The organism is Yersinia sp. 22-579 (assembly GCF_030433455.1).
Taxonomy (GTDB): Bacteria; Pseudomonadota; Gammaproteobacteria; order Enterobacterales; family Enterobacteriaceae; genus Yersinia; species Yersinia enterocolitica.
In genome coordinates, this window is sequence record NZ_JAUJTZ010000004.1 from 171,241 (window position 1) to 191,291 (window position 20,051).

The following is a 20,051-nucleotide window of genomic DNA, read 5'->3' on the forward strand; positions in this document are numbered from 1 at the left end:
GTGGTAAAGCTGATGGCCCCAGTTTAGTGACTTGCTGTACCGCAAACCATATTTTCTAGTTATTTATCTCAAAAATGCGCAAGATTTTGCAACTTACCGCAAGTCGCTGAAAGATGCATTTGCCTGTCAGGTAGATACTGATGTTTTGATAAGTGATGAGAAATAACCATGAACGCGCTGCTTTATTTATTAGTTGTCCTGATTTGGGGAACAACATGGATTGCGATCACCCTGCAACAACAAGGGAGTGTTGCTATTACGGTATCTATATTTTATCGGTTCGCATTAGCAGCCGGTGTCATGATGATTATTTTACTGCTTGTTCGCCGCTTACGTCATCTCGCCTTACGTGATCATCTCTTTTGTATCGCCCAGGGATTTTGCGTCTTTGCTTTTAATTTCTACTGTTTTTATCATGCGGCGGCTTATATTAGCAGCGGTTTGGAATCAGTTATTTTCTCCATGGCGGTGCTGTTTAATGCCATTAACGGCATAATTTTCTTCCGCCAACGCCTTAGCCCTAATCTGCTTCCTGCCAGTATTTTGGGGATGATAGGTATTATTGCCCTGTTCTGGCAAGATCTCACCGCGACTCAAATATCGCCCGAATTACTGAAAGGAATTGGCCTGAGCTTGCTTGGAACTTACGGTTTCTCTCTGGGTAATATGATAAGCAGTCGCCACCAGCGCCGAGGTCTGGATATTCTATCAACTAATGCTTATGCTATGACTTATGGTGCTGTATTAATGGGTTTTTTCAGTCTTATTCAGCATCACTCTTTCACGATTGAACTGACTTCAAGCTACCTTGGCTCTTTGTTGTATTTAGCTATTTTTGGCTCAGTCATTGCCTTTGCCGCTTATTTCAGTTTGATCGGTCGTATCGGAGCCAGTGGGGCAGCATACAGCACGTTGTTATTCCCTCTGGTTGCACTCACGATTTCAACATTTTATGAGAATTATCACTGGCACCTGAGTGCCATCGTCGGTTTACTACTTATCCTATTAGGTAATTTGGTGATGTTCTCCAAACCGGGTATGGTGCAATCTTGGTTTAAACGTCTCTCGCTGGGTTAGCTCCCATTGCCGTGCAATAAGTTTCGGACAGTGACACAAAATGCACCTCTAATTCTGAGGTGCATTTTATTTTCATAAGCAACTTGTTATAACTGAGATGCTTTCTGGCTATTACCTAGAGGAGCGGCACGATGTCGTTCTTCCTGTTTACCGATACCTAGCCGGTAAACGGCCAGTATCATGACCGAACCAACCAAAGCAATAGCACCTAATAGATACAAACCTGCAACTGAGGAGTTAAAAGTATTTTCTGCCCAGACCCGAATATTCGGAGCAACGAATCCACCCAGGTTTGCCAGTGAGTTAATCAAAGCAATACCGGATGCCGCTGCTGCACCACCTAAATAGCCGGTAGGGAATGTCCAGAATATCGGTTGCACCGCCAATAAACCTGCGCAACCAATACACAAAGCAATGAAAGCTAATAATGGTGTTCCTGCTAACATGGCTGAACCAGCAACTCCTGCCGCACCTGCGAATAAGGTCAATGAAGCAACCCAGCGACGTTCTCGAATAACAGTGGAAAAATGCGGAATATAGTAAGCCGCAATTAATGCACACAGCCATGGGATACCGGTCACTACCCCAACCAAGAATCCAACCTTGGTCCCTAGAATATTCGCCACTTGCGTTGGCAGGAAGAACGCAATCCCATAAGAGCCGACCTGGATAGTGAAAGCAATCAGGCAGAGAAAGATAACTTTAGGATCCAATAATGCCTGCAAGATACTCTTTGGCCCATGACTTAACTTGTCATGCTCTTCTGCGTTCATGGTTTCACACAACACATCGCGCTCCTGCTGGGTAAGCCAAGTGCAGCGCTCATCTGAAGGCCGGTCATCAAGATAGAAATAAGCCCAAATACCGACCAAAATTGTCAACAACCCTGTTATCAGGAACATAATTTGCCAACCGTGCAGGCCAAACGCACCGTGCATTGATAACAATCCTCCCGACAAAGGCCCGCCCAGAATAAATGCCAGTGGTGGCCCAAACCAGAAGAAACCAGCGACTTTTGCGCGTACATTAATCGGGAACCAGAATGTCAGATACAACATGACTCCGGGCATAAAACCGGCCTCACACGCACCTAATAAAAAACGTAATACGTAGAAACTGACTTCTGAATTAGCAAACATCATGAGGGATGAAATTGCCCCCCAGGTGACCATAATCCGCGCAAGCCAAATACGCGCACCATATTTAAACATAAATATATTACTGGGCACTTCAAATATGGCATAACCAATAAAGAATATACCGGCACCAAAGGCATATGCTGCATTACTTAACCCTGTATCCAACTGAAATGTATCTTTCGCAAAACCTATATTAGCCCGGTCAAGATAGGCCATGATATACATCATAGCCAGAAAGGGTAATAATCTTCTGACTGATTTTTTTATCGCTAACGATAGCAGTTCGCTTTTATCGTTTGGTGACATTTGCCCACTCCTCAATCATTTCTATGATGGCAAAGCGGCCTTTTATAAAAATCAACTTGCTGTTATAACAAGATATATTGCTATAAAAAAACAAAATGTTATAAAAGACATGTAGTTATAAAAGACATATTTTCTAGCTGCGCCATTCTTCACCCTGGGGATACTCAAATCGTGCTAATGACTCTTCTTTCATCGTGACGCTATAGCCCGGCAATTTTGGCGGCATATAACGTCCACGATTAATCGTAATTGGCTCGATAAAGTTTTCATGTAAGTGGTCAACATATTCCAGCACCCTTTTATCCAGTGATGCTGATACCGCGATATAATCGAATAAAACAATATTCTGTGAATATTGGCATAAACCAACACCACCACCATGTGGGCAAACAGGAATATTAAATTTGGCGGCCAATAGTAATACGGCTAATACTTCATTCAATCCACCCAGTCTGGCCGGATCTAATTGACAGAAATCAAGACTACCAGCTTGGAACATTTGTTTAAACATCACCCGGTTATGTGCGTGTTCACCGGTAGCAACACCAATAGGTGCGATCCGCTGGCGAATAGCTGCATGACCTAAAATATCATCCGGACTGGTCGGCTCCTCAATCCACCAAGGATCAAATGCTGCCAATCGGCGCATATTTTCCACTGCCTGATCAACATCCCAAATCTGGTTGGCATCCATCATTAATTTGTAATCCCAACCTAACTCTTCGCGCAAAATAGTGGCTCGACGAATATCTTGTTCAATATCAGCCCCCACTTTTTGCTTCAAATGCGTCCAGCCATCGGCAACGGCCTGACGTGCCAGCGTCCGCATTTTTTCTTCCGAATAGCCGAGCCATCCGGCGGCAGTGGTGTAACCCGGGAAGCCATCACGCAACATTTCCTCTTCGCGCTGAGCTTTAGTAGTGGATACTTTGCGCAACATCGTAATGGCTTCTTCCGGTGTCAGCACATCGGTCAGGTAAGTGAAATCAACGCAATTAACCAATTGCTCTGGCGACATGTCTGCCAGAAGTTTCCATACCGGTTTACCTTCTTTTTTAGCCCACAGATCCCATATCGCATTAATGATCGCCGCAGTCGCCAGGTGGATAACCCCTTTTTCTGGGCCAACCCAACGTAGCTGACAATCCCCCGCCACCAATTCATGCCAATAACGACCAAAATTAGCGGTGATATCTTCCAGATAGCGGTCTTGAACAAACAACTCAGACAATGATTTTACCGCCTGTACGCAAAGCTCATTGCCACGACCAATAGTAAAAGTCAGACCATTACCCACCAAATCGTCATTGGCATCGGTTCTTAACGTGACATAGGTAGCAGAATAATCTGAGATGGCATTCATCGCATCAGAACCATCCAGGTTTTTAGAAGTAGGAAAGCGAATATCTTTGACTTCAATATTAATTATTTTGCTTTTCATCTTATTCCTCGGTTTTAAAAATAGTCATTACATGCTGTCAATACATTAAAGACGTACTTGTATCGAAAAATATTCCCTGGCTGGCTAATTTATCGATATGGATACCGGGTCTCTTTACTGTCTTAGTGAAATTAATTCATAAAAACACTGTGGATATATTATTAATCTTGTACTGTGTCTGCCTATTAACATAGCAAAATACCATTACAATATTAATGTTATTAATAATAAGTTCATACAGAGACTTATTTTTTATAATATCCCACCCCTACTAGATTCGAGATGTCATTTAATTCTCCTTTTCGCTTTCGGTAATAACTCATATCTATCAACTGATTTTGAGGATAGTGGGATAAATATCCACTTCATGTTTTTTATGACAGATTCGTGTGGCAGCTATTATTTTACTGTTTTTAATCTGCTTTTAACGTGTTTTTTATCAGCTTTTTATAGGATTAAAATCGATAAAAAAGCGCAACAAAATTAAAAATAACTTTTAATATCATATTGTTATTTACAGTCATCGATGTGTCAGCATTTACATACCCTGCTAGTTTTGAAAGTAAATTCAATCAGTGTATTGGCTGATCGAATGCATCATTGACTGCTTTGCTGTATCCAAATGTTGGCGCAACTCACGCATTGCATTGAGGTCATTTCGGCAAATCAAGGCACTTAATATGGCCATGTGCTCTTCAGTAGCAATAATGTTTCTTTGCTTTAAATCTGCCTCATCCCATTGATAATGAAAGTGAAATATAACTGATATGATTTCCAAAGATTGATTGAAAAAAGGATTTTCTGCCGCAGACAAAATGAGTGTATGAAAGTCCTGGTCAAGCTGCGAGAAGGTCCGGTAGTTATCACCTATCGTTTCACGTAGTTGTCGATGACGCCCCAATAGCTCTTTGGCTTTTAACCAGCGCTCATCATCGGCGGGAAGATTCATAAAACGATTAAGAGCATGAGTTTCAAGCATTTCCCTTAATTCAAATAATTTCTCAGCATAGTTTTTATCGAATTTCTTCATCCGCCACTGCCCTCGGCGAATACTCTCAATCAGATTGTAACGGCAAAAACGCAGCAAAAACTCGCGCACAACAATCGGGCTGACCATGGCTTCTCGAGCTAGTTGTAACTCCGAAAAATTATCACCTGCACGTAATTTTCGCTGATTAATCATATGGTAAAATGCACGTTCGAAAATTCTGGTTTGTTCTTCGATAGGCTGACTGACACTATCAAAGCCGTCCATTTCATTTGGTTCACGTACAATAAGATAATTGCCATTCACTTTTTCCAACACGCCACATTCATATAAATAATTTAACGTATGATTCACGGTCGTGCGGCTGATGTTATACATTTCCGCCAGAGACGCCTGGGAAGGTAATGGAGATAAAATATGCCCTTTACTTATCCCATCGATCACTTGGTTAATCACATTATGGCGAAGGTTTTGAGTTCTACTCATCATAGCTCCTAGGGTTTTTTATTCATTTAAAACTAATTTAAAGCTGAATAGTCAGCACTAGTTCACAAATAACAGCATTGATTCATCCTGCGGGTGTTTTTTTATTTAATAAAAGAGTCCACCTATCAAGAGGCCCCGTTATGGAAAATATAAATACGATGAAAATATTACTTTGTGAAGAACCTACCAAGTTGGTTTATCAACAACGAGCATTGCCAATACCGAAAGCAGACGAAGCTTTAATAAAAGTTTTAAATGTTGGTATTTGCGGTACAGATATACATGCATGGGCAGGTCAGCAACCCTTTTTTAGTTATCCACGGGTATTAGGCCATGAGATTTGTGGGGAAATAATAGAGTTAGGAGATAACGTTCATAATATGCATGTCGGACAACGTGTTGCTGTTATTCCTTATGTTGCTTGTCATCACTGTAACTCTTGCTTGAGCGGTAAAACAAATTGCTGTGAGAATATTTCAGTTATTGGCGTCCATCAGGATGGTGGATTTAGCGAGTATTTATCGGTCCCCACCAGCAATTTATTACTGGTGGATGATGTAGACCCCGTATCTGCGGCACTGATTGAGCCTTTCGCTATCAGCGCCCATGCCGTGCGCCGGGCAGATATCCATCCCGGTGAACATGTCCTGGTGGTTGGTGCTGGCCCAATTGGCTTGGGTGTTGCTGCAATTGCACAAGCCGATGGGGCTCATGTGGTGATGGCTGACACGAGTACGCAGCGCCGTAACCATGTGGAAAATCTGTTGGATATCTGCGCGTTAGATCCAAGTGATGCGGAATTCGAACAACAGTTGCGCCAGCAATTCTCCGGCATGTTGCCATTGAAAGTGATAGATGCCACCGGTAATCAACGAGCCATGAATAACACGGTCAACTTTATCCGTCATGGAGGCAGCATCGTGTTTGTCGGCCTGTTTAAAGGCGATCTCAGTTTCCCTGATCCTGATTTCCATAAAAAAGAAACCACCATGATGGGTAGCCGAAATGCCACTTTTGAGGACTTTGCCAAAGTCGGGAAATTGATGGCCGCAGGAAAATTATCGGCGAATATGATCCTCACTCATAGCTTTGAATTCAATGCCTTGGCAGATGTTTATGAACAACAGGTTGTGAAGAATAAAGATCTTATCAAAGGCGTTATTCGATTCTGATATCACACATTGTAAGGATGTAACTCTATGTTAACGTTAAATCGTCGTGATTTTCCGGGTCGCCATCACCCTGATAAGGTCATTCAATTTGGTGAAGGTAATTTTCTGCGTGCTTTCGTTGATTGGCAATTGGATTTGCTCAATGAACATACCAGCCTTGATGCCGGAATCGTCGTCGTCCGCCCGATTAACAGCGATTATCCCCCCTCACTTAGCACTCAAGATGGCTTATACACCACTATTATTCGCGGCCTGAATGAGAAAGGTGAAAAAGTCAGCGACGCACGAATCATTCGCTCAGTTAATCGTGAAATAAATATTTATCAAGATTTTGAGAGCTATCTGGCCCTCGCCCGTGACGAAAATATTCGGTGGGTTTTCTCTAATACCACTGAGGCGGGTATCAGTTATTGGGCAGAAGATAAGTTTAGCGACGCGCCCCCGGTCAGTTATCCGGCTAAACTGACTCGCCTGATGTATGAGCGCTTTCAATATTTTTCCGGGGCGGAAGATAAAGGCTGGGTGTTTCTGCCCTGCGAACTCATTGATTACAACGGTGAAGCATTACAAAATCTGGTCCTACGCTATGCACAACAATGGCAATTAGGTGACGCTTTCAGCCAATGGCTGATGCAACATAATACCTTTTGCTCAACATTGGTCGATCGCATCGTAACTGGTTACCCCCGTGACGAAGCACCGATGCTAGAGTCTGAACTGGGCTATCACGATGCTTTTCTCGATACCGCAGAGCACTTTTATCTGTTTGTTATTCAAGGGCCACAATCATTGGCGCAGGAATTACATTTGGATGAATACCCGTTAAACATTCGCATCGTTGATGATATTAAGCCGTATAAAGAGCGCAAAGTGGCTATTTTGAATGGTGCTCACACGGCGTTGGTACCTGTCGCCTATCTTGCCGGGCTAAATACCGTTGGCGAAGCTATAGCAGATCGACAAATCAGTGAATTTGTCGCGCAGCTCATCAATCAAGAAATCATTCCGGTATTAGATTTGCCACCCGATGAGCTACAGACCTTTGCTCAAGCTGTACTCGGCCGTTTCCGTAACCCTTTCATTCAACATCAGTTATTGTCAATTTCTCTTAATGGCATGACCAAGTTTCGCACACGAATTTTGCCACAATTGCTTGCCAGCCAACGCAAAAATGGTGTTCTACCGCCGCGGCTGACTTTCGCCTTTGCTGCATTGCTGATGTTTTATCGCGGCCAACGTGATGATGGCAGCTATCGATTACAAGACGATGCTCACTGGTTAAGCTGCTTTTCAGCACTTTGGCAAGATGTCGAAGCGGGAATATTGCCGATGCGGGATCTGGTGCAATTGGTGTTAGCCGACAGCACCCATTGGGGACAAGAACTCAATCAAATCCCCCATTTGACAGACCAGATTACTGAACAATTACAAGCAATTGATCGTGTGGGGATGCGGGCAGCATTAGCCGCATACAGCTGAAGCTTGCCATACAGAAGCTAATATATATGCAAAAAACCATAAAAATACATCCATTGGATAATGTTGCTGTCGCGCTGAGTTCACTGGAAGCAGGTGAGCAAATTGATATCGTTGGGGATTGCATCACCTTGCTACAAGCGGTGAGTCGGGGACATAAATTGGCCATACAGCCTTTGCAGCGTGGGCAAAATATCATCAAGTATGGCCTGCCGATTGGCCATACGCTCAGCGATATAGCTGTGGGTGAACATATACACTCGCAAAATGCCAAAACCAATCTTAGCGATCTGGATCACTACAGTTATCAGCCGGAACTCGGCATCTTGCCACCACAAATGGCAGAACGTGAAGTACAGATTTACCGACGATCCACAGGAGATGTTGGGATCCGCAATGAATTATGGATTATCCCGACAGTGGGTTGTGTCAATGGTATTGCCCGCCAGATTCAGCAGCGTTTCTTACAGGCAACTCATGGCGCCCCCGGCATTGATGGCATTTATCTTTTTAGTCATCCGTTTGGTTGTTCACAACTGGGCGATGACCACCAGAACACTCGCACCATGCTGCAAAATATGGTGCGACACCCTAACGCTGGCGCAGTGCTGGTCATTGGCTTGGGATGTGAAAACAATCAGGTTGATGAGTTTTGCGAAACCCTTGGCCCGATTGATGAACAGCGAGTGAAATTTATGATTTGCCAGCAGCAGGGGGATGAAGTCGCCGCGGGTATGGAGCAACTTCAGATGTTGTATGAGGTCATGCGCCATGATAAACGCGTCAAGGGAGGGATCAGTGAACTGAAGTTTGGACTGGAATGCGGCGGTTCTGATGGACTGTCCGGTATTACAGCCAACCCATTATTGGGCCGTTTCTCTGACTATGTCATCGCTCATGGTGGGACTTCGGTGCTGACTGAAGTCCCAGAAATGTTTGGTGCGGAACGCATTTTAATGAGCCGTTGCCGTGATATCACCACCTTTGATAAGACGGTGAGTATGGTCAATGAATTCAAACAATACTTTATTGACCACCACCAGCCGATTTATGAAAACCCCTCTCCAGGGAACAAAGCTGGCGGTATCACAACACTGGAAGAAAAGTCACTGGGATGTACCCAAAAAGCAGGACAAAGTCAGGTGGTTGATGTGCTGAAATATGCCGAGAGACTGAAAACACCAGGCTTAAATTTACTGAGCGCTCCCGGTAATGATGCGGTTGCTACCAGTGCACTGGCTGGTGCCGGTTGCCATATGGTGCTATTCAGTACCGGCCGTGGCACACCATATGGCGGTTTCGTCCCTACCGTAAAACTAGCGACTAACAGTGAACTGGCAGCTCAGAAACCCCATTGGATTGATTTCGATGCAGGCAAACTGATTCACGGAGTCAATATGGAGGAGTTACTAACAGCGTTTATCGACTTGATTGTCGCTATTGCTAATGGCCAACCGACATGTAATGAAGTGAATGATTTTCGCGAACTCGCCATTTTCAAAAGTGGCGTCACCTTGTAACGAGGAATGCACGGGCAGGCTCCCCCTGCCCGAGTTTAAATATTACTCGCTCAGCGATCATTGATCAGATTAAGAAATTGCCGAGTCCGGGCATGGCGAGGTGTAACCAAAATATCCTGTGGCATACCGTCATCGATAATTTTACCCTGCTCCATAAAAATCACCCTATCAGCCACATCCCGGGCAAAATGCATTTCATGGGTCACCAATAACATGGTCATTTGTTGTTCATGCGCAATATTGCGGATAACGCCCAGTACCTCGCTGACCAGCTCTGGATCCAGTGCTGAAGTCACTTCATCAAACAGCATCACTTTAGGGCGCATTGCCAAAGCACGAGCAATGGCCACCCGCTGCTGCTGCCCTCCCGACAGGGTGGCTGGCCAGGCATTCGCTTTATGAGCCAGCCCCACTAATTGCAGATAATGATCAGCTCGCGCCCGTGCCTCTTCGACACCTACCTTCAAAACCCGCAAAGGGGCCTCGGTAATATTTTGCTCAACCGTTAAATGGGGGAACAAGTTAAAGTGCTGGAAGACCATACCAACCACATGGTTTACCGGTGGGCGATGGAAGAGCGAATAAGGCTGTCCGCCCGCCTTGACAGGCTTCCCCTCAATATTTATTTGACCAGCAGTAAAGGTTTCCAACCCTTTGATCAACCGTAAAATAGTTGATTTTCCTGAACCACTTGGGCCTATCAATGCCACTTTTTGCCCGGCAGGAATCGACAAGTCAAGGTGGTCCAACACCCGTGTCTCACCATAGTTTTTCACCACTTGCGACAAGGTGATCTGCACTGGAGGAAGTGGAGTTAAAGATGACTTAAACATGTGCGCGCCGCCTTTCCAGATAGCTAAACAATAATGATGTCGGCAAACTAATAAGCAGGAACAGTAATGCCATCAATGTGTAAGGTTCGTTATAACGATAGGTTAGGCCGGCAATCTGCTTCGCTGCCTGAAATAGCTCAGGAATAGTGATAACCGCCAACAGAGGGGTCTCTTTAAACATCCCAATCAGGTAATTACCCAGCACCGGTAACATAGGCTTGAATGCTTGCGGCAAAATGATGCGCGTCCACCGCGTCAAAGGTGGAAAATCCAATGCACGCGCGGCATCCCACTGCCCTTGCGGCACACCATTGATTGCTCCACGGAATGCTTCAGCAATATAAGCGCCGTAATATAATCCCATGCCAACGACGCCAGTGGCCATTGCTGGTAATGCTAATCCGCTGAGTGGTAATGCAAAAAACAAAAAGTAGAGCTGCACCAGCAGTGGCGTATTACGAAAAAATGTCACATACGCCTGACACACAGCGCTGATTATGGGTGATTGCAGTTGCAGTAACACCGCAACCAGCATCCCCAACAACGTCGCCAGCACAAAACCCGCCACCACCACTTCAAGGGTCACCAGCAAACCAGGCAGTAAATCTGGCAAGATTGACCAGGCAAATGCGAAATCAAAATCCATCATCATTCCTCGGCCAAACTCATGGCTAATTCATCTCTCACTAGCGACTCCCTATTTGGCGATAGCGGGTATGATGCTGTTCGTAATGTGCCACTAATCGGGTCAGCGGCCAGGCCATTGCGAAATAACACAGCAATACCATGCTCCAAATCAGTGTCTGGTCGCCCAAGGTGGTAATCAATGATGCCCCCGCAAAGGTCAAGTCACTCAGCGTAATTAAGGACACTATCGACGTCGATTTCAGTAGTTCCACCAGTAGGTTACCGAGCGGAGGAAGCATAAAAGGCAGTGCTTGTGGCAGAATAATGCGGCGAAAAGCCACCAATGGTGGGAAATCCAACGCGCGCAATGCATCGCGCTGCCCCTGACTGACATTGACGATGGCACTGCGAACAATCTCTGCACCAAAAGAAGAGAAATTGAGGCCCAGTCCAATAACCGCTGTGGTCATTGGGCTGATGCTAATTCCGAATAATGGCAGAATAAAAAATAGATAAAACAGCTGTACCAGTGCCGATGTACCGCGCAAAAACTCGATGCAAGCAGCAGTAATGATACGCACGGGCCGCAGGGGCGACAGTCGCAATAGCGCAAATACAAACGAGAGCACCAAAGCCACAACAGCAGATAATAAGGTTATTTGCACAGTGACCCATGCCCCACGGGCCAGTTCACCGGCAACAAATGGCAGATGACTCAATTCCATAATTTCAACTCAGTGTGCGGACAACCTATACCAGTGAGCCTGCGGGTGTCGGAGCCAGGCTGATCAGCCACTCACCCTGATTGATGATATTGTGATTTACTATCATCAATATCAGGCCAGAAAAAGGCGCTATGATATCAGCCACCCATTCACCGTATAGATTCTTAATCACCCCCAGTCGCTGCCCACGGCTCACCTGCTCACCCGCTGCAATATCCAGATACCAACGACCACTCACTGGCGCTTCAATTTTGTCAAAATTATCAACAACAATATTGCGTCGCGTCCGTATTTGCTTAGCCCCTTGCGTCAGCCCGAGTTGGCGAGCAATGTTGGCGACACCATTGAAATGGAATTGGATATTTTCTTTGTCAAGAATACCGTTAGCGCCGCCCTCAGACATCACCGCATGCCGCCCTAACCAGGGTAATTCGTTAGTTGCCCGCCCTCGATTATTGGTTTGGTCTACCGCAAACTCGACAATGGCATCGGCATCAAACTGATGGGCCAGCGAGCGAGTTATATTGTCGAACTCACCATCACCAATCTGTTGGCACATAACAAATTTCGCTACATCTTCACGCAGGTCGCCGCCATGTAAATCAATAAATACCGCAGCCTCTTTCGCCCAGCTATTCAGTACGCTATCAATAAGAACTTCGCTGAAACTCCCTTGAGGATCTCCTGGAGAAAGAAAATTGATGTTTTTATTATCCTCTGGGCAAACAAATTCAGAATGCAGATATAAACCGGGCATATTAAGCACCGGAAGAATGCTTACCGAACCGTGGACTAACTGGTCGGCAAAGTAATTTTTCAAGCGCAAAGCCGCTTCCATGGCCGAGACTTCATTAGGATGCATACCAGCAATGATGGCTAATTTTGGCCCCGGTTGCGGAGCCTCAATATCAAAATAAGGAAGTTCAAGCCCCGCCAATGTCGGATGGCTGAAAAACAATTGCCCCCAACTCACTATTCCAGCCTGACCGATAATACGTTTTGAATACGAAGAGTGTTTCGACATAAATTACCTACAAATCTCAGCAAAAATAATTAAGCCTGTGGCTCACATATCTGACTGGCTTGAACTTCTACCGGGGGTAACTCATTCTCGGTATAGCCATATTTTTGTAGGATTTTCAGTAATTCACCCGAAGCTCGTAATTTCGCTAATTCGGCATTAAATGCTTGAGTGAATTCGGGATCATTATGCGGTAAACCAAACGCGTGATAATTGTAGCCAGGGTTACCATGAGCATCGGGGATTTGCTGGAAAGGCAATGCGCGTTCGACCGTCGGGTCATTTGCTTTTTTCAACAAACTGAGGATTTCAGCATCAGGGAAATAAACAGCGTCAACACGACCGGCTTTCAGAGCCGCCAGTGCTTCAGTATCTTTATCAAATAGCACTACCTTGCTGGCTGCTATTCCACTATCTTTGGCTTCAGTAATTTGGTTCGTGCCATTTTGGGTACCAAGACGAGCTTTATTATTGGCTGCAACATCTTTTAGACTATGCAAATTCAATGGGTTGCCTTTCCTCACGATAAAAGCCCCACCGGAACGTGTAACGGGATTAGAAAAACCAATAACTTTGCAGCGGGCCGGGTTAATAAATAACCCCGCGCCAATCACATCAAAACGTTTTGCCGCCAAACCGGGTACCAATGCGCCAAAATCAACAATCGGTGTTTCTATTTGGGTTATCCCCAATGGTTTCAATACCGCACGCAACACTTCCACATTCGCGCCAGTCGCCTTGCCATCAGTACCGATATAGCCATAAGGCTGTTCATTCGCAATGCCGGCAATCAGTGGTTCATGATTTTTGGCTTTATCCAATAAGCTTTGGGCTGATGCGCTGAATGACAACGCCGCATTTAACAATAATGAGACACTCAATATCCCACTCAGAGATAAAGTTTTATTCAGTTTCATGTATATTTACCTGGTAATAAATAAATTAAGTTTTTCAATCAGAAGGCTATCTGTCTTTTTGATGAAATATTTTTAAGAACTCGATACTAAATAAACATTAATATTTAATGGTGAATAAATTCAATCCCATACAGCCCACCGATGGCATTGATTGTTTCCAGTAAATGCGCGCCATCAGCTTGTGATAAGCTGGCATCACCCTCGGATACAGAGGCTGGCTGCCACCAAGAAAGTCCGGTAAACCATGCAGTAATCTTAGCCATTATTGCCTCCACGCTATTGAGTAAACCAAGTAGAACGCCTGATTTAAGAGTAAACGCTGAACCAAACAATAAATGAAATAAGCATTATTGCTTTCAATATGCAAAATTTAGCTATTAAAGAGCTCACTTGGCGAAATTATCATTTGGGGGATGCCACTCCAGCACCAAGACGTTATATTGGATAGACATTTATCTTTAATAGATAACGATACTGAAGGAGCTCCGCATGTTTGTTGTCAGCTTGACTTACCACCAACCTATAGACGTCGTAGAAGCACTGACTGAAAGCCATAAAGACTGGTTGAAAAAGTATTATGCGCAAGGCGTGTTTATCGCCTCAGGTCGTAAAGTACCACGCACCGGTGGCATTATTTTGGCAAAAAGTATCGGTCGAGAAGAGTTAGATAAAATATTGGCAGAAGATCCGTTTAATGCAGTGGCTGATTATAGTGTGACTGAGTTTGTCCCTTCCATGACTATTGAGTCAGTTGAAGCATTAAAAACGCTTTAATTTTTTGATATAAAGCAAGTAAACAGCCATGGTCATGCATGGCTGTTTTTGCGTATCGACAGGTTATGAAACGGCCCGCTGTTGTCGTTTTTCCATAATCCGGTGCAAGTTTTCCTCAAGCCAGACCGCCAACCCTTCGACTTGCTCCTGAACTTCTTTCCCCAATGGGGTCAGTTGATATTCCACATGAGGCGGTACGACGGGGTAAGCAATACGGTCAACAAACCCGTCTTCTTCGAGGTTTTGCAAAGTTTGCGCCAGCATTTTTTCACTGACACCACCAATCTTTCTTCTCAAGGCACTAAAACGCAAAGTTTCATTACTCAAAGCAATGAGCACCAACACTCCCCAACGACTGGTGACACGCTTGAGCACTTCCCTTGATGGGCAATCTACATTGAGTAACTCACCCCGCCGGACTTGCTCTGGAAATGAAATAGTGCCTGTTAAATTTTGCGACTCTATTATTTTCATACTAACCTTTTCGTGCGTACTTACTTAAAGTTAGTATATTGCATATGATGATCTTAAGGGCGAGTTTTTAGCGAAAATTGTTTCCTAAAAAATAGCTCGCCATCTTCCAACACTATTTGGAGCGTCATAATGATCGCAGTAACCGGTGCTACAGGCCAACTAGGCCGTCTTGTTATCAATGCGTTACTTAAAAAAGTGCCTGCAAATGAAATTATTGCCGCAGTCCGCAGCCCTGAAAAAGCGAGTGACTTGGCCGCATTAGGAGTTCAGGTACGTAAAGCGGATTATAGCCAACCCACTACACTGGAGGCCGCATTCCAAGGCGTTGATAAGCTGTTGTTAATCTCATCAAGTGAAGTAGGACAACGTATTGCCCAACATACAGCCGTCATTAATGCCGCCAAACATGCAGGCGTCAAATTATTGGCTTACACCAGCTTGCTACATGCCGATACCAGCACGCTGGGATTAGGGGAAGAACACCGCGCCACAGAATCACTTTTACGTGAATCAGGCCTACCTGTGGTGTTGTTGCGAAACGGCTGGTACACCGAAAACTATGCCGCAAGTATTGCACCTGCTCTGGCTCACGGCGCATTTATCGGGGCGGTTGGTGACGGGCGTATCGCCTCTGCCACTCGTGAAGATTATGCACAAGCCGCTGCCGAAGTGTTAACTCAAGAAAATCAAGCCGGTAAAGTGTATGAATTAGCCGGTGATGACAGCTACTCCCTGGCTGAATTCTCAGCAGAGATTGCCCGTCAATCGGGTAAGCCGGTGGTATACAAAAACTTGTCTGAAGCCGACTTTAAACAAGCACTGCTTAGTGCGGGTTTACCGGAGGTTTTTGCGAGTTTGTTAGCGGATTCTGATGCGGGTGCCGCTAAAGGCGGGCTATTTGATGATAGCCATACATTGAGCAAACTTATTGGCCGCCCAACTACGCCTTATGCGAAAGTCATTGCCACAACACTGGCTGCAAGCTAAATCTTGTCGTCAGCGTTTTTAACCGGTAACCATTGAGTTACCGGTTTCATCCAACGATACCATTATGTGTCTTATGATTTGGCTGCGTCCAATGCCTGAGTCAAATCATTGAGAATATCGTCAATGTGCTCAATACCAATCGACAATCTCACCATATCCCGCGGCACTCCCGCTTTGATAAGTTCCTCATCATTGAGCTGGCGGTGGGTTGTTGAGGCCGGATGGCACGCCAATGACTTAGCATCACCAATATTCACCAACCGCACGATCAAATTCAGCGCATCAATAAATCGTCCTCCCGCAGCCTGACCACCATGGATACCAAATGATAATATCGCGGCGGGCTTACCGCCAAAATAACGCTGGGCTAACTCATGCTCAGGGTGGTCGGGTAAGCCAGCATATTTAACCCAGCTGACTTGTGGGTGATTTTTCAGATAATGGGCAACTTTCAGCGCATTTTCGGTATGGCGTTCCATGCGTAAAGCCAGGGTTTCCAGCCCCTGTAAAATCAGGAATGCATTGAATGGCGACAGTGCCGCCCCCGTGTTTCTCAATGGCACGACCCGGCAACGACCAATATAAGCTGCTGCACCGAATTGTTCGGTATAAGTCACGCCGTGATAAGACAGATCGGGGGTATTCAATTGAGCAAAACGTTCCGGATATTGTGCCCAAGGGAACTTACCGGAATCCACCACGATCCCACCAATACTGGAACCATGGCCGCCAATGTATTTAGTTAATGAATGAACCACGATATCGGCACCGTGCTCAAATGGCCGACAAAGAATAGGTGTTGCGACTGTATTATCAACAATCAGCGGCACACCATGCCGATGGGCAGCATCCGCCAATTTTTTCAAATCAACAATATTGCCTGCCGGGTTGCCTATTGATTCACAGAAAACCGCTTTGGTTCGGTCATCAATCAATGCTTCTAAAGCGTCAATATCATTATGATCGGCAAATCGGGTTTCTATCCCATAACGTGGCAAAGTATGGGCCAGCAAGTTGTAGGTTCCGCCGTACAACTTCGCCACTGACACAATGTTATCCCCTGTTTCGGCAATGGTCTGGATAGCATAGGTAATAGCCGCCATGCCCGAAGCCACCGCCAGTGCAGCTATTCCCCCTTCCAGAGCTGCAACCCGTTGTTCTAACACATCATTGGTAGGGTTCATGATCCGTGAATAAATATTGCCAGCAACTTTTAAATCAAATAAATCAGCGCCATGCTGGGTATCATCAAAGGCAAAAGAAGAAGTCTGATAAATAGGAACAGCCACAGCCTTGGTAGTTGGATCTGGTGAATAACCTGCATGAATAGATAATGTTTCTAATTTCATTTTCATCCCTTCTAAAATGACGATATCCAGCCCACTACAAGTACGCAACGCAATAGTAGCCGAATGCTATACAAGTAAGCGTGATGGACAGCGGACGCGACGTAGGAACTTACAATAGAGGAATTAGTGAGTGGCACATACCTCACAAAGTAATTATTTAGCTATTAATTATAATAAAATGATATCGATCACAGACTCCATCAGCCTGATGGCATCAGCCATACGCTGTTTTAACCTCCCCATATAGAGGAAGCTAAATTTATTGTTTAGTTGATAATATCGCGCCTCCCATCATATTAATGATTACTGCAATAAATCGTATTATTTACTGGGTCATGACATTTTTTAAAATATATAATTATAACTTTAGAAATAGACACCACGATAATATTTTCATAGTGTAACGGGACATTAATTACTCACATAAGGAATATATATTTCAAATAAAGACCAGTCTTATCTATTTTAAACAATCAAAAAATCAATCTCAATAAATAAGGAATTTCTATGTGTACTTTTTTTCATATTAAAGCAAAAAACGATGCTGTGATTGTAGGCCGCGCAATGGACTTCGGTATCCCACTGAATCCTGCCTTTTATATTCATAAACGCGGTGACTCACTTGGTTCTTCAATTTCTGTAGATGGAGAATCAATCGACATGCCGGAACTGGACATCGGTAAAAGTCTTTACGGCTATGTTGGCGTTGGTGTTACCTATAAATTCATCCCCTTCACTAATCGTATTATTACGGATGGTATGAATGAGGCAGGGCTAAATGCCAGTATGTTATTTATTGAAAATACTAAATATCAACATTTTGTTAATCCTAAAACCTCAATTCCCGCTTTCATTATGTGTAATTGGGTTTTAGGGCACTGTGGCAACGTCCAGGAGGCTCGTGAAAAACTGCCTCATCATCAGTTCTATATGCCTGCATTAATGGCGTCCGACCTCCCGCTTTATATGTCATTAGTTGATAAAACCGGGGAATCTATTGTTGTGCAGTTCCAAGATGGTGAAATGAAAATCCACGAAAATCCAATTGGGCTATCCACTAATGGTCCGTGGTTCCCTTGGCATTTAGATAATATCTCAAATTATGCCAATATAACTAAAGACACGCCTGAACCCTTTAAAATGAACGATTTTGAAGTGAAGCCCAAAGATGGGACAGGTTTATTAGGTATTCCAGGCGATTTTACTTCAGTCTCACGCTTTGTTCGCGTCGCATATGAAAAACATTTCTTAGCACAACCTACGGATAATGATCAAGCTTATGAGCAAGCAACTCATATCCTGAATTCAGTTGATTTTGGCAGTGGTGTTAAACATGGTGGGCGAGAAGATCTGAACACCTATATTTTCACCCGTTGGGCAACAATTAAGGATTTGGACAAAGGTATTATTGCTATACGCACTCATAATAACATGCAATTAAGAGCAATTGATCTATCGAAAATTGATTTTGGTGCTATCAAAAATCATATCGTTCATATCCCTAACCTGGAACCAATGACCTTTATAAAAAACTCTGTCTCTGATAAATTTGAGAATGAAACTGGCTGTTAAATATTATAATTTACCAACAAAAAATAAGGTTCTTCTACGCCCCGCAAAATGAACAGACGAACCGAGTAATAAACTCTATTTATCATTAGTCAACCACTCAATACAGGTGGAGGGATCCGCCTGTATTGAACAATCGAAATAATAAATACGGAAACTTATAGTTCAATATATAAAATGGGCATTAAATTATTATTGGCAACTTAAAACCCTACGGTTATGAATTTTTAAATAAAAACATTAGCTTAAGATAATTTGCTCTGCATCACGAAAAATATAACCTAAGGAATTAAAATAAATAGATCATATTATAAAACTTCGGAGTTTTATGTTTTCGTCAAAAGAGTTAAAGGCCTTTATTGCAACGGCAGAAGAAGGCTCCTTAAAGAAAGCCGCTGATCGTCTTTTCCTGACAATACCACCAGTGTGCAGAATGATCAAAAAACTGGAAAGTCAGCTAGGGATGAAGCTTTTCCTAAACACCGCAGCTGGGCTAAAACTGACGCCACAAGGAAAAGAGGTTTATAACGAGATATCTCCAGTATATTACCAATCAATAAAGGTTATTAAAGATATGTTGCAAGATAGAGAAACCATATTTTTAGCACTAAATAACCCTCACTGGACAACATCAAATATTATCAGAGATTTTTTTGTAAGAAATGAAGTTCGATTCTCATGTTTAGAGGGAAATGATATAAAACCTGATTATTGTGATATTTTTATCACAGATAAAATAGATAATATATCTGAATGTTACCACTGTGAAGTTATCAATGAACATTTCTGTATTGTTTGTATTCCGTCAGTATTAGATAAGATAAAATCATTACCATTTGCACAAATAAAGAGTTTTTTATCTACTGACATTTGCTCAAATCAATTAACTTATTTAGAAAAAAAAGGATTTAGTAAAAAAACAATTGAGTGCCTCAATTTCGATAATAACTTGAATATGCTAATATCTGGTCATGCAGCATCCATTATGTCAAGATATCGAGCCAACCAATACCAGGAACTGGTAGGAAATAAAATCACCATTATTGATGAGATACCAACAACCCGCCCTCTCTATATTTTGATAAATAAGAAATCAAGGCTAATTAATGACAGTGTTTTCCGTGAGTATATTGTGAAAATAAAAAACATGATGGACCGGTGCTAGATTAG

19 protein-coding genes are annotated in these 20,051 nt (G+C 43.7%); 8 read left to right on the forward strand and 11 right to left on the reverse strand.

Features of this window, described 5'->3' with window-relative positions; all coding sequences use genetic code 11:
• Positions 1-168 precede the first annotated feature (168 nt).
• Positions 169-1,077 carry a DMT family transporter gene (locus QSV56_RS06660; protein ID WP_046050776.1) on the forward strand — a complete coding sequence of 303 codons (909 nt, stop codon included), beginning with the start codon at positions 169-171 and terminating at the stop codon, positions 1,075-1,077.
• An 86-nt stretch (positions 1,078-1,163) separates the two neighbouring features.
• Here the strand turns inward: QSV56_RS06660 and QSV56_RS06665 are convergent, their stop codons facing one another.
• The 3 genes from QSV56_RS06665 to QSV56_RS06675 form a co-directional block, all read right to left on the reverse strand.
• Positions 1,164-2,522, reverse strand: coding sequence for an MFS transporter (locus QSV56_RS06665; RefSeq protein ID WP_046050775.1), 1,359 nt, complete (start codon positions 2,520-2,522; stop codon positions 1,164-1,166).
• Between the two features lie 133 nt (positions 2,523-2,655).
• Complete coding sequence (locus QSV56_RS06670) at positions 2,656-3,963, reverse strand: enolase C-terminal domain-like protein (protein ID WP_019079740.1); 1,308 nt, start codon at positions 3,961-3,963, stop codon at positions 2,656-2,658.
• A 568-nt stretch (positions 3,964-4,531) separates the two neighbouring features.
• Positions 4,532-5,437: a GntR family transcriptional regulator gene (locus QSV56_RS06675; RefSeq protein WP_019079741.1), complete on the reverse strand. Its 906-nt coding sequence runs from the start codon at positions 5,435-5,437 to the stop codon at positions 4,532-4,534.
• Between the two features lie 149 nt (positions 5,438-5,586).
• Between QSV56_RS06675 and QSV56_RS06680 the strand changes: the two genes are divergently transcribed.
• From QSV56_RS06680 to QSV56_RS06690, 3 genes are read left to right on the forward strand one after another with little or no spacing between them, the layout of a single operon-like run.
• Positions 5,587-6,609 (forward strand): zinc-binding alcohol dehydrogenase family protein, encoded by a 1,023-nt coding sequence (locus tag QSV56_RS06680; protein WP_046052005.1) that lies wholly within the window; start codon positions 5,587-5,589, stop codon positions 6,607-6,609.
• 27 nt (positions 6,610-6,636) lie between these two features.
• Positions 6,637-8,088, forward strand: a complete 1,452-nt coding sequence (locus QSV56_RS06685) for a tagaturonate reductase (RefSeq protein ID WP_050328269.1) — start codon at positions 6,637-6,639, stop codon at positions 8,086-8,088.
• 26 nt (positions 8,089-8,114) lie between these two features.
• Positions 8,115-9,605: a UxaA family hydrolase gene (locus tag QSV56_RS06690; protein ID WP_046694897.1), complete on the forward strand. Its 1,491-nt coding sequence runs from the start codon at positions 8,115-8,117 to the stop codon at positions 9,603-9,605.
• A 50-nt stretch (positions 9,606-9,655) separates the two neighbouring features.
• On the opposite strand, the gene QSV56_RS06695 is transcribed toward QSV56_RS06690, so the two are convergent.
• The 6 genes from QSV56_RS06695 to QSV56_RS06720 form a co-directional block, all read right to left on the reverse strand.
• Complete coding sequence (locus QSV56_RS06695; RefSeq protein WP_019083375.1) at positions 9,656-10,438, reverse strand: amino acid ABC transporter ATP-binding protein; 783 nt, start codon at positions 10,436-10,438, stop codon at positions 9,656-9,658.
• Positions 10,431-11,084: an ectoine/hydroxyectoine ABC transporter permease subunit EhuD gene (ehuD, locus tag QSV56_RS06700; protein ID WP_019079746.1), complete on the reverse strand. Its 654-nt coding sequence runs from the start codon at positions 11,082-11,084 to the stop codon at positions 10,431-10,433. The genes QSV56_RS06695 and ehuD overlap by 8 nt, the downstream gene beginning before the upstream one ends.
• Before the next feature lie 40 nt (positions 11,085-11,124).
• A complete protein-coding gene (gene ehuC, locus QSV56_RS06705) occupies positions 11,125-11,790 on the reverse strand; it encodes an ectoine/hydroxyectoine ABC transporter permease subunit EhuC (protein ID WP_019079747.1) in 666 nt (221 codons plus the stop codon).
• A gap of 25 nt (positions 11,791-11,815) precedes the next feature.
• Positions 11,816-12,814, reverse strand: a complete 999-nt coding sequence (locus QSV56_RS06710) for a succinylglutamate desuccinylase/aspartoacylase family protein (RefSeq protein ID WP_301211603.1) — start codon at positions 12,812-12,814, stop codon at positions 11,816-11,818.
• 29 nt (positions 12,815-12,843) lie between these two features.
• Entirely contained in the window at positions 12,844-13,728 is an 885-nt protein-coding gene (ehuB, locus tag QSV56_RS06715; protein WP_019079749.1) for an ectoine/hydroxyectoine ABC transporter substrate-binding protein EhuB, read from the reverse strand.
• A 104-nt stretch (positions 13,729-13,832) separates the two neighbouring features.
• Positions 13,833-13,991, reverse strand: coding sequence for a hypothetical protein (locus QSV56_RS06720; protein ID WP_172654081.1), 159 nt, complete (start codon positions 13,989-13,991; stop codon positions 13,833-13,835).
• A gap of 226 nt (positions 13,992-14,217) precedes the next feature.
• Here QSV56_RS06720 and QSV56_RS06725 point away from each other — a divergent pair, with 226 nt between their 5' ends.
• Positions 14,218-14,502: a YciI family protein gene (locus tag QSV56_RS06725; RefSeq protein WP_019079751.1), complete on the forward strand. Its 285-nt coding sequence runs from the start codon at positions 14,218-14,220 to the stop codon at positions 14,500-14,502.
• Positions 14,503-14,565: 63 nt separating this feature from the next.
• Here QSV56_RS06725 and QSV56_RS06730 read toward each other — a convergent pair whose 3' ends face one another.
• Positions 14,566-14,976 (reverse strand): helix-turn-helix domain-containing protein, encoded by a 411-nt coding sequence (locus QSV56_RS06730; RefSeq protein WP_019079752.1) that lies wholly within the window; start codon positions 14,974-14,976, stop codon positions 14,566-14,568.
• A gap of 129 nt (positions 14,977-15,105) precedes the next feature.
• Between QSV56_RS06730 and QSV56_RS06735 the strand changes: the two genes are divergently transcribed.
• Positions 15,106-15,963, forward strand: a complete 858-nt coding sequence (locus QSV56_RS06735; protein ID WP_046050768.1) for an SDR family oxidoreductase — start codon at positions 15,106-15,108, stop codon at positions 15,961-15,963.
• Positions 15,964-16,034: 71 nt separating this feature from the next.
• Here the strand turns inward: QSV56_RS06735 and QSV56_RS06740 are convergent, their stop codons facing one another.
• Positions 16,035-17,312 (reverse strand): bifunctional O-acetylhomoserine aminocarboxypropyltransferase/cysteine synthase, encoded by a 1,278-nt coding sequence (locus QSV56_RS06740; protein WP_050130959.1) that lies wholly within the window; start codon positions 17,310-17,312, stop codon positions 16,035-16,037.
• Positions 17,313-17,819: 507 nt separating this feature from the next.
• On the opposite strand from QSV56_RS06740, the gene QSV56_RS06745 reads away from it, so the two are divergent.
• Both QSV56_RS06745 and QSV56_RS06750 read left to right on the forward strand, forming a co-directional pair.
• A complete protein-coding gene (locus QSV56_RS06745; protein WP_019083380.1) occupies positions 17,820-18,884 on the forward strand; it encodes a linear amide C-N hydrolase in 1,065 nt (354 codons plus the stop codon).
• A gap of 325 nt (positions 18,885-19,209) precedes the next feature.
• Positions 19,210-20,046 carry a LysR family transcriptional regulator gene (locus tag QSV56_RS06750; protein WP_019083381.1) on the forward strand — a complete coding sequence of 279 codons (837 nt, stop codon included), beginning with the start codon at positions 19,210-19,212 and terminating at the stop codon, positions 20,044-20,046.
• The last annotated feature ends 5 nt before the right edge of the window (positions 20,047-20,051 follow it).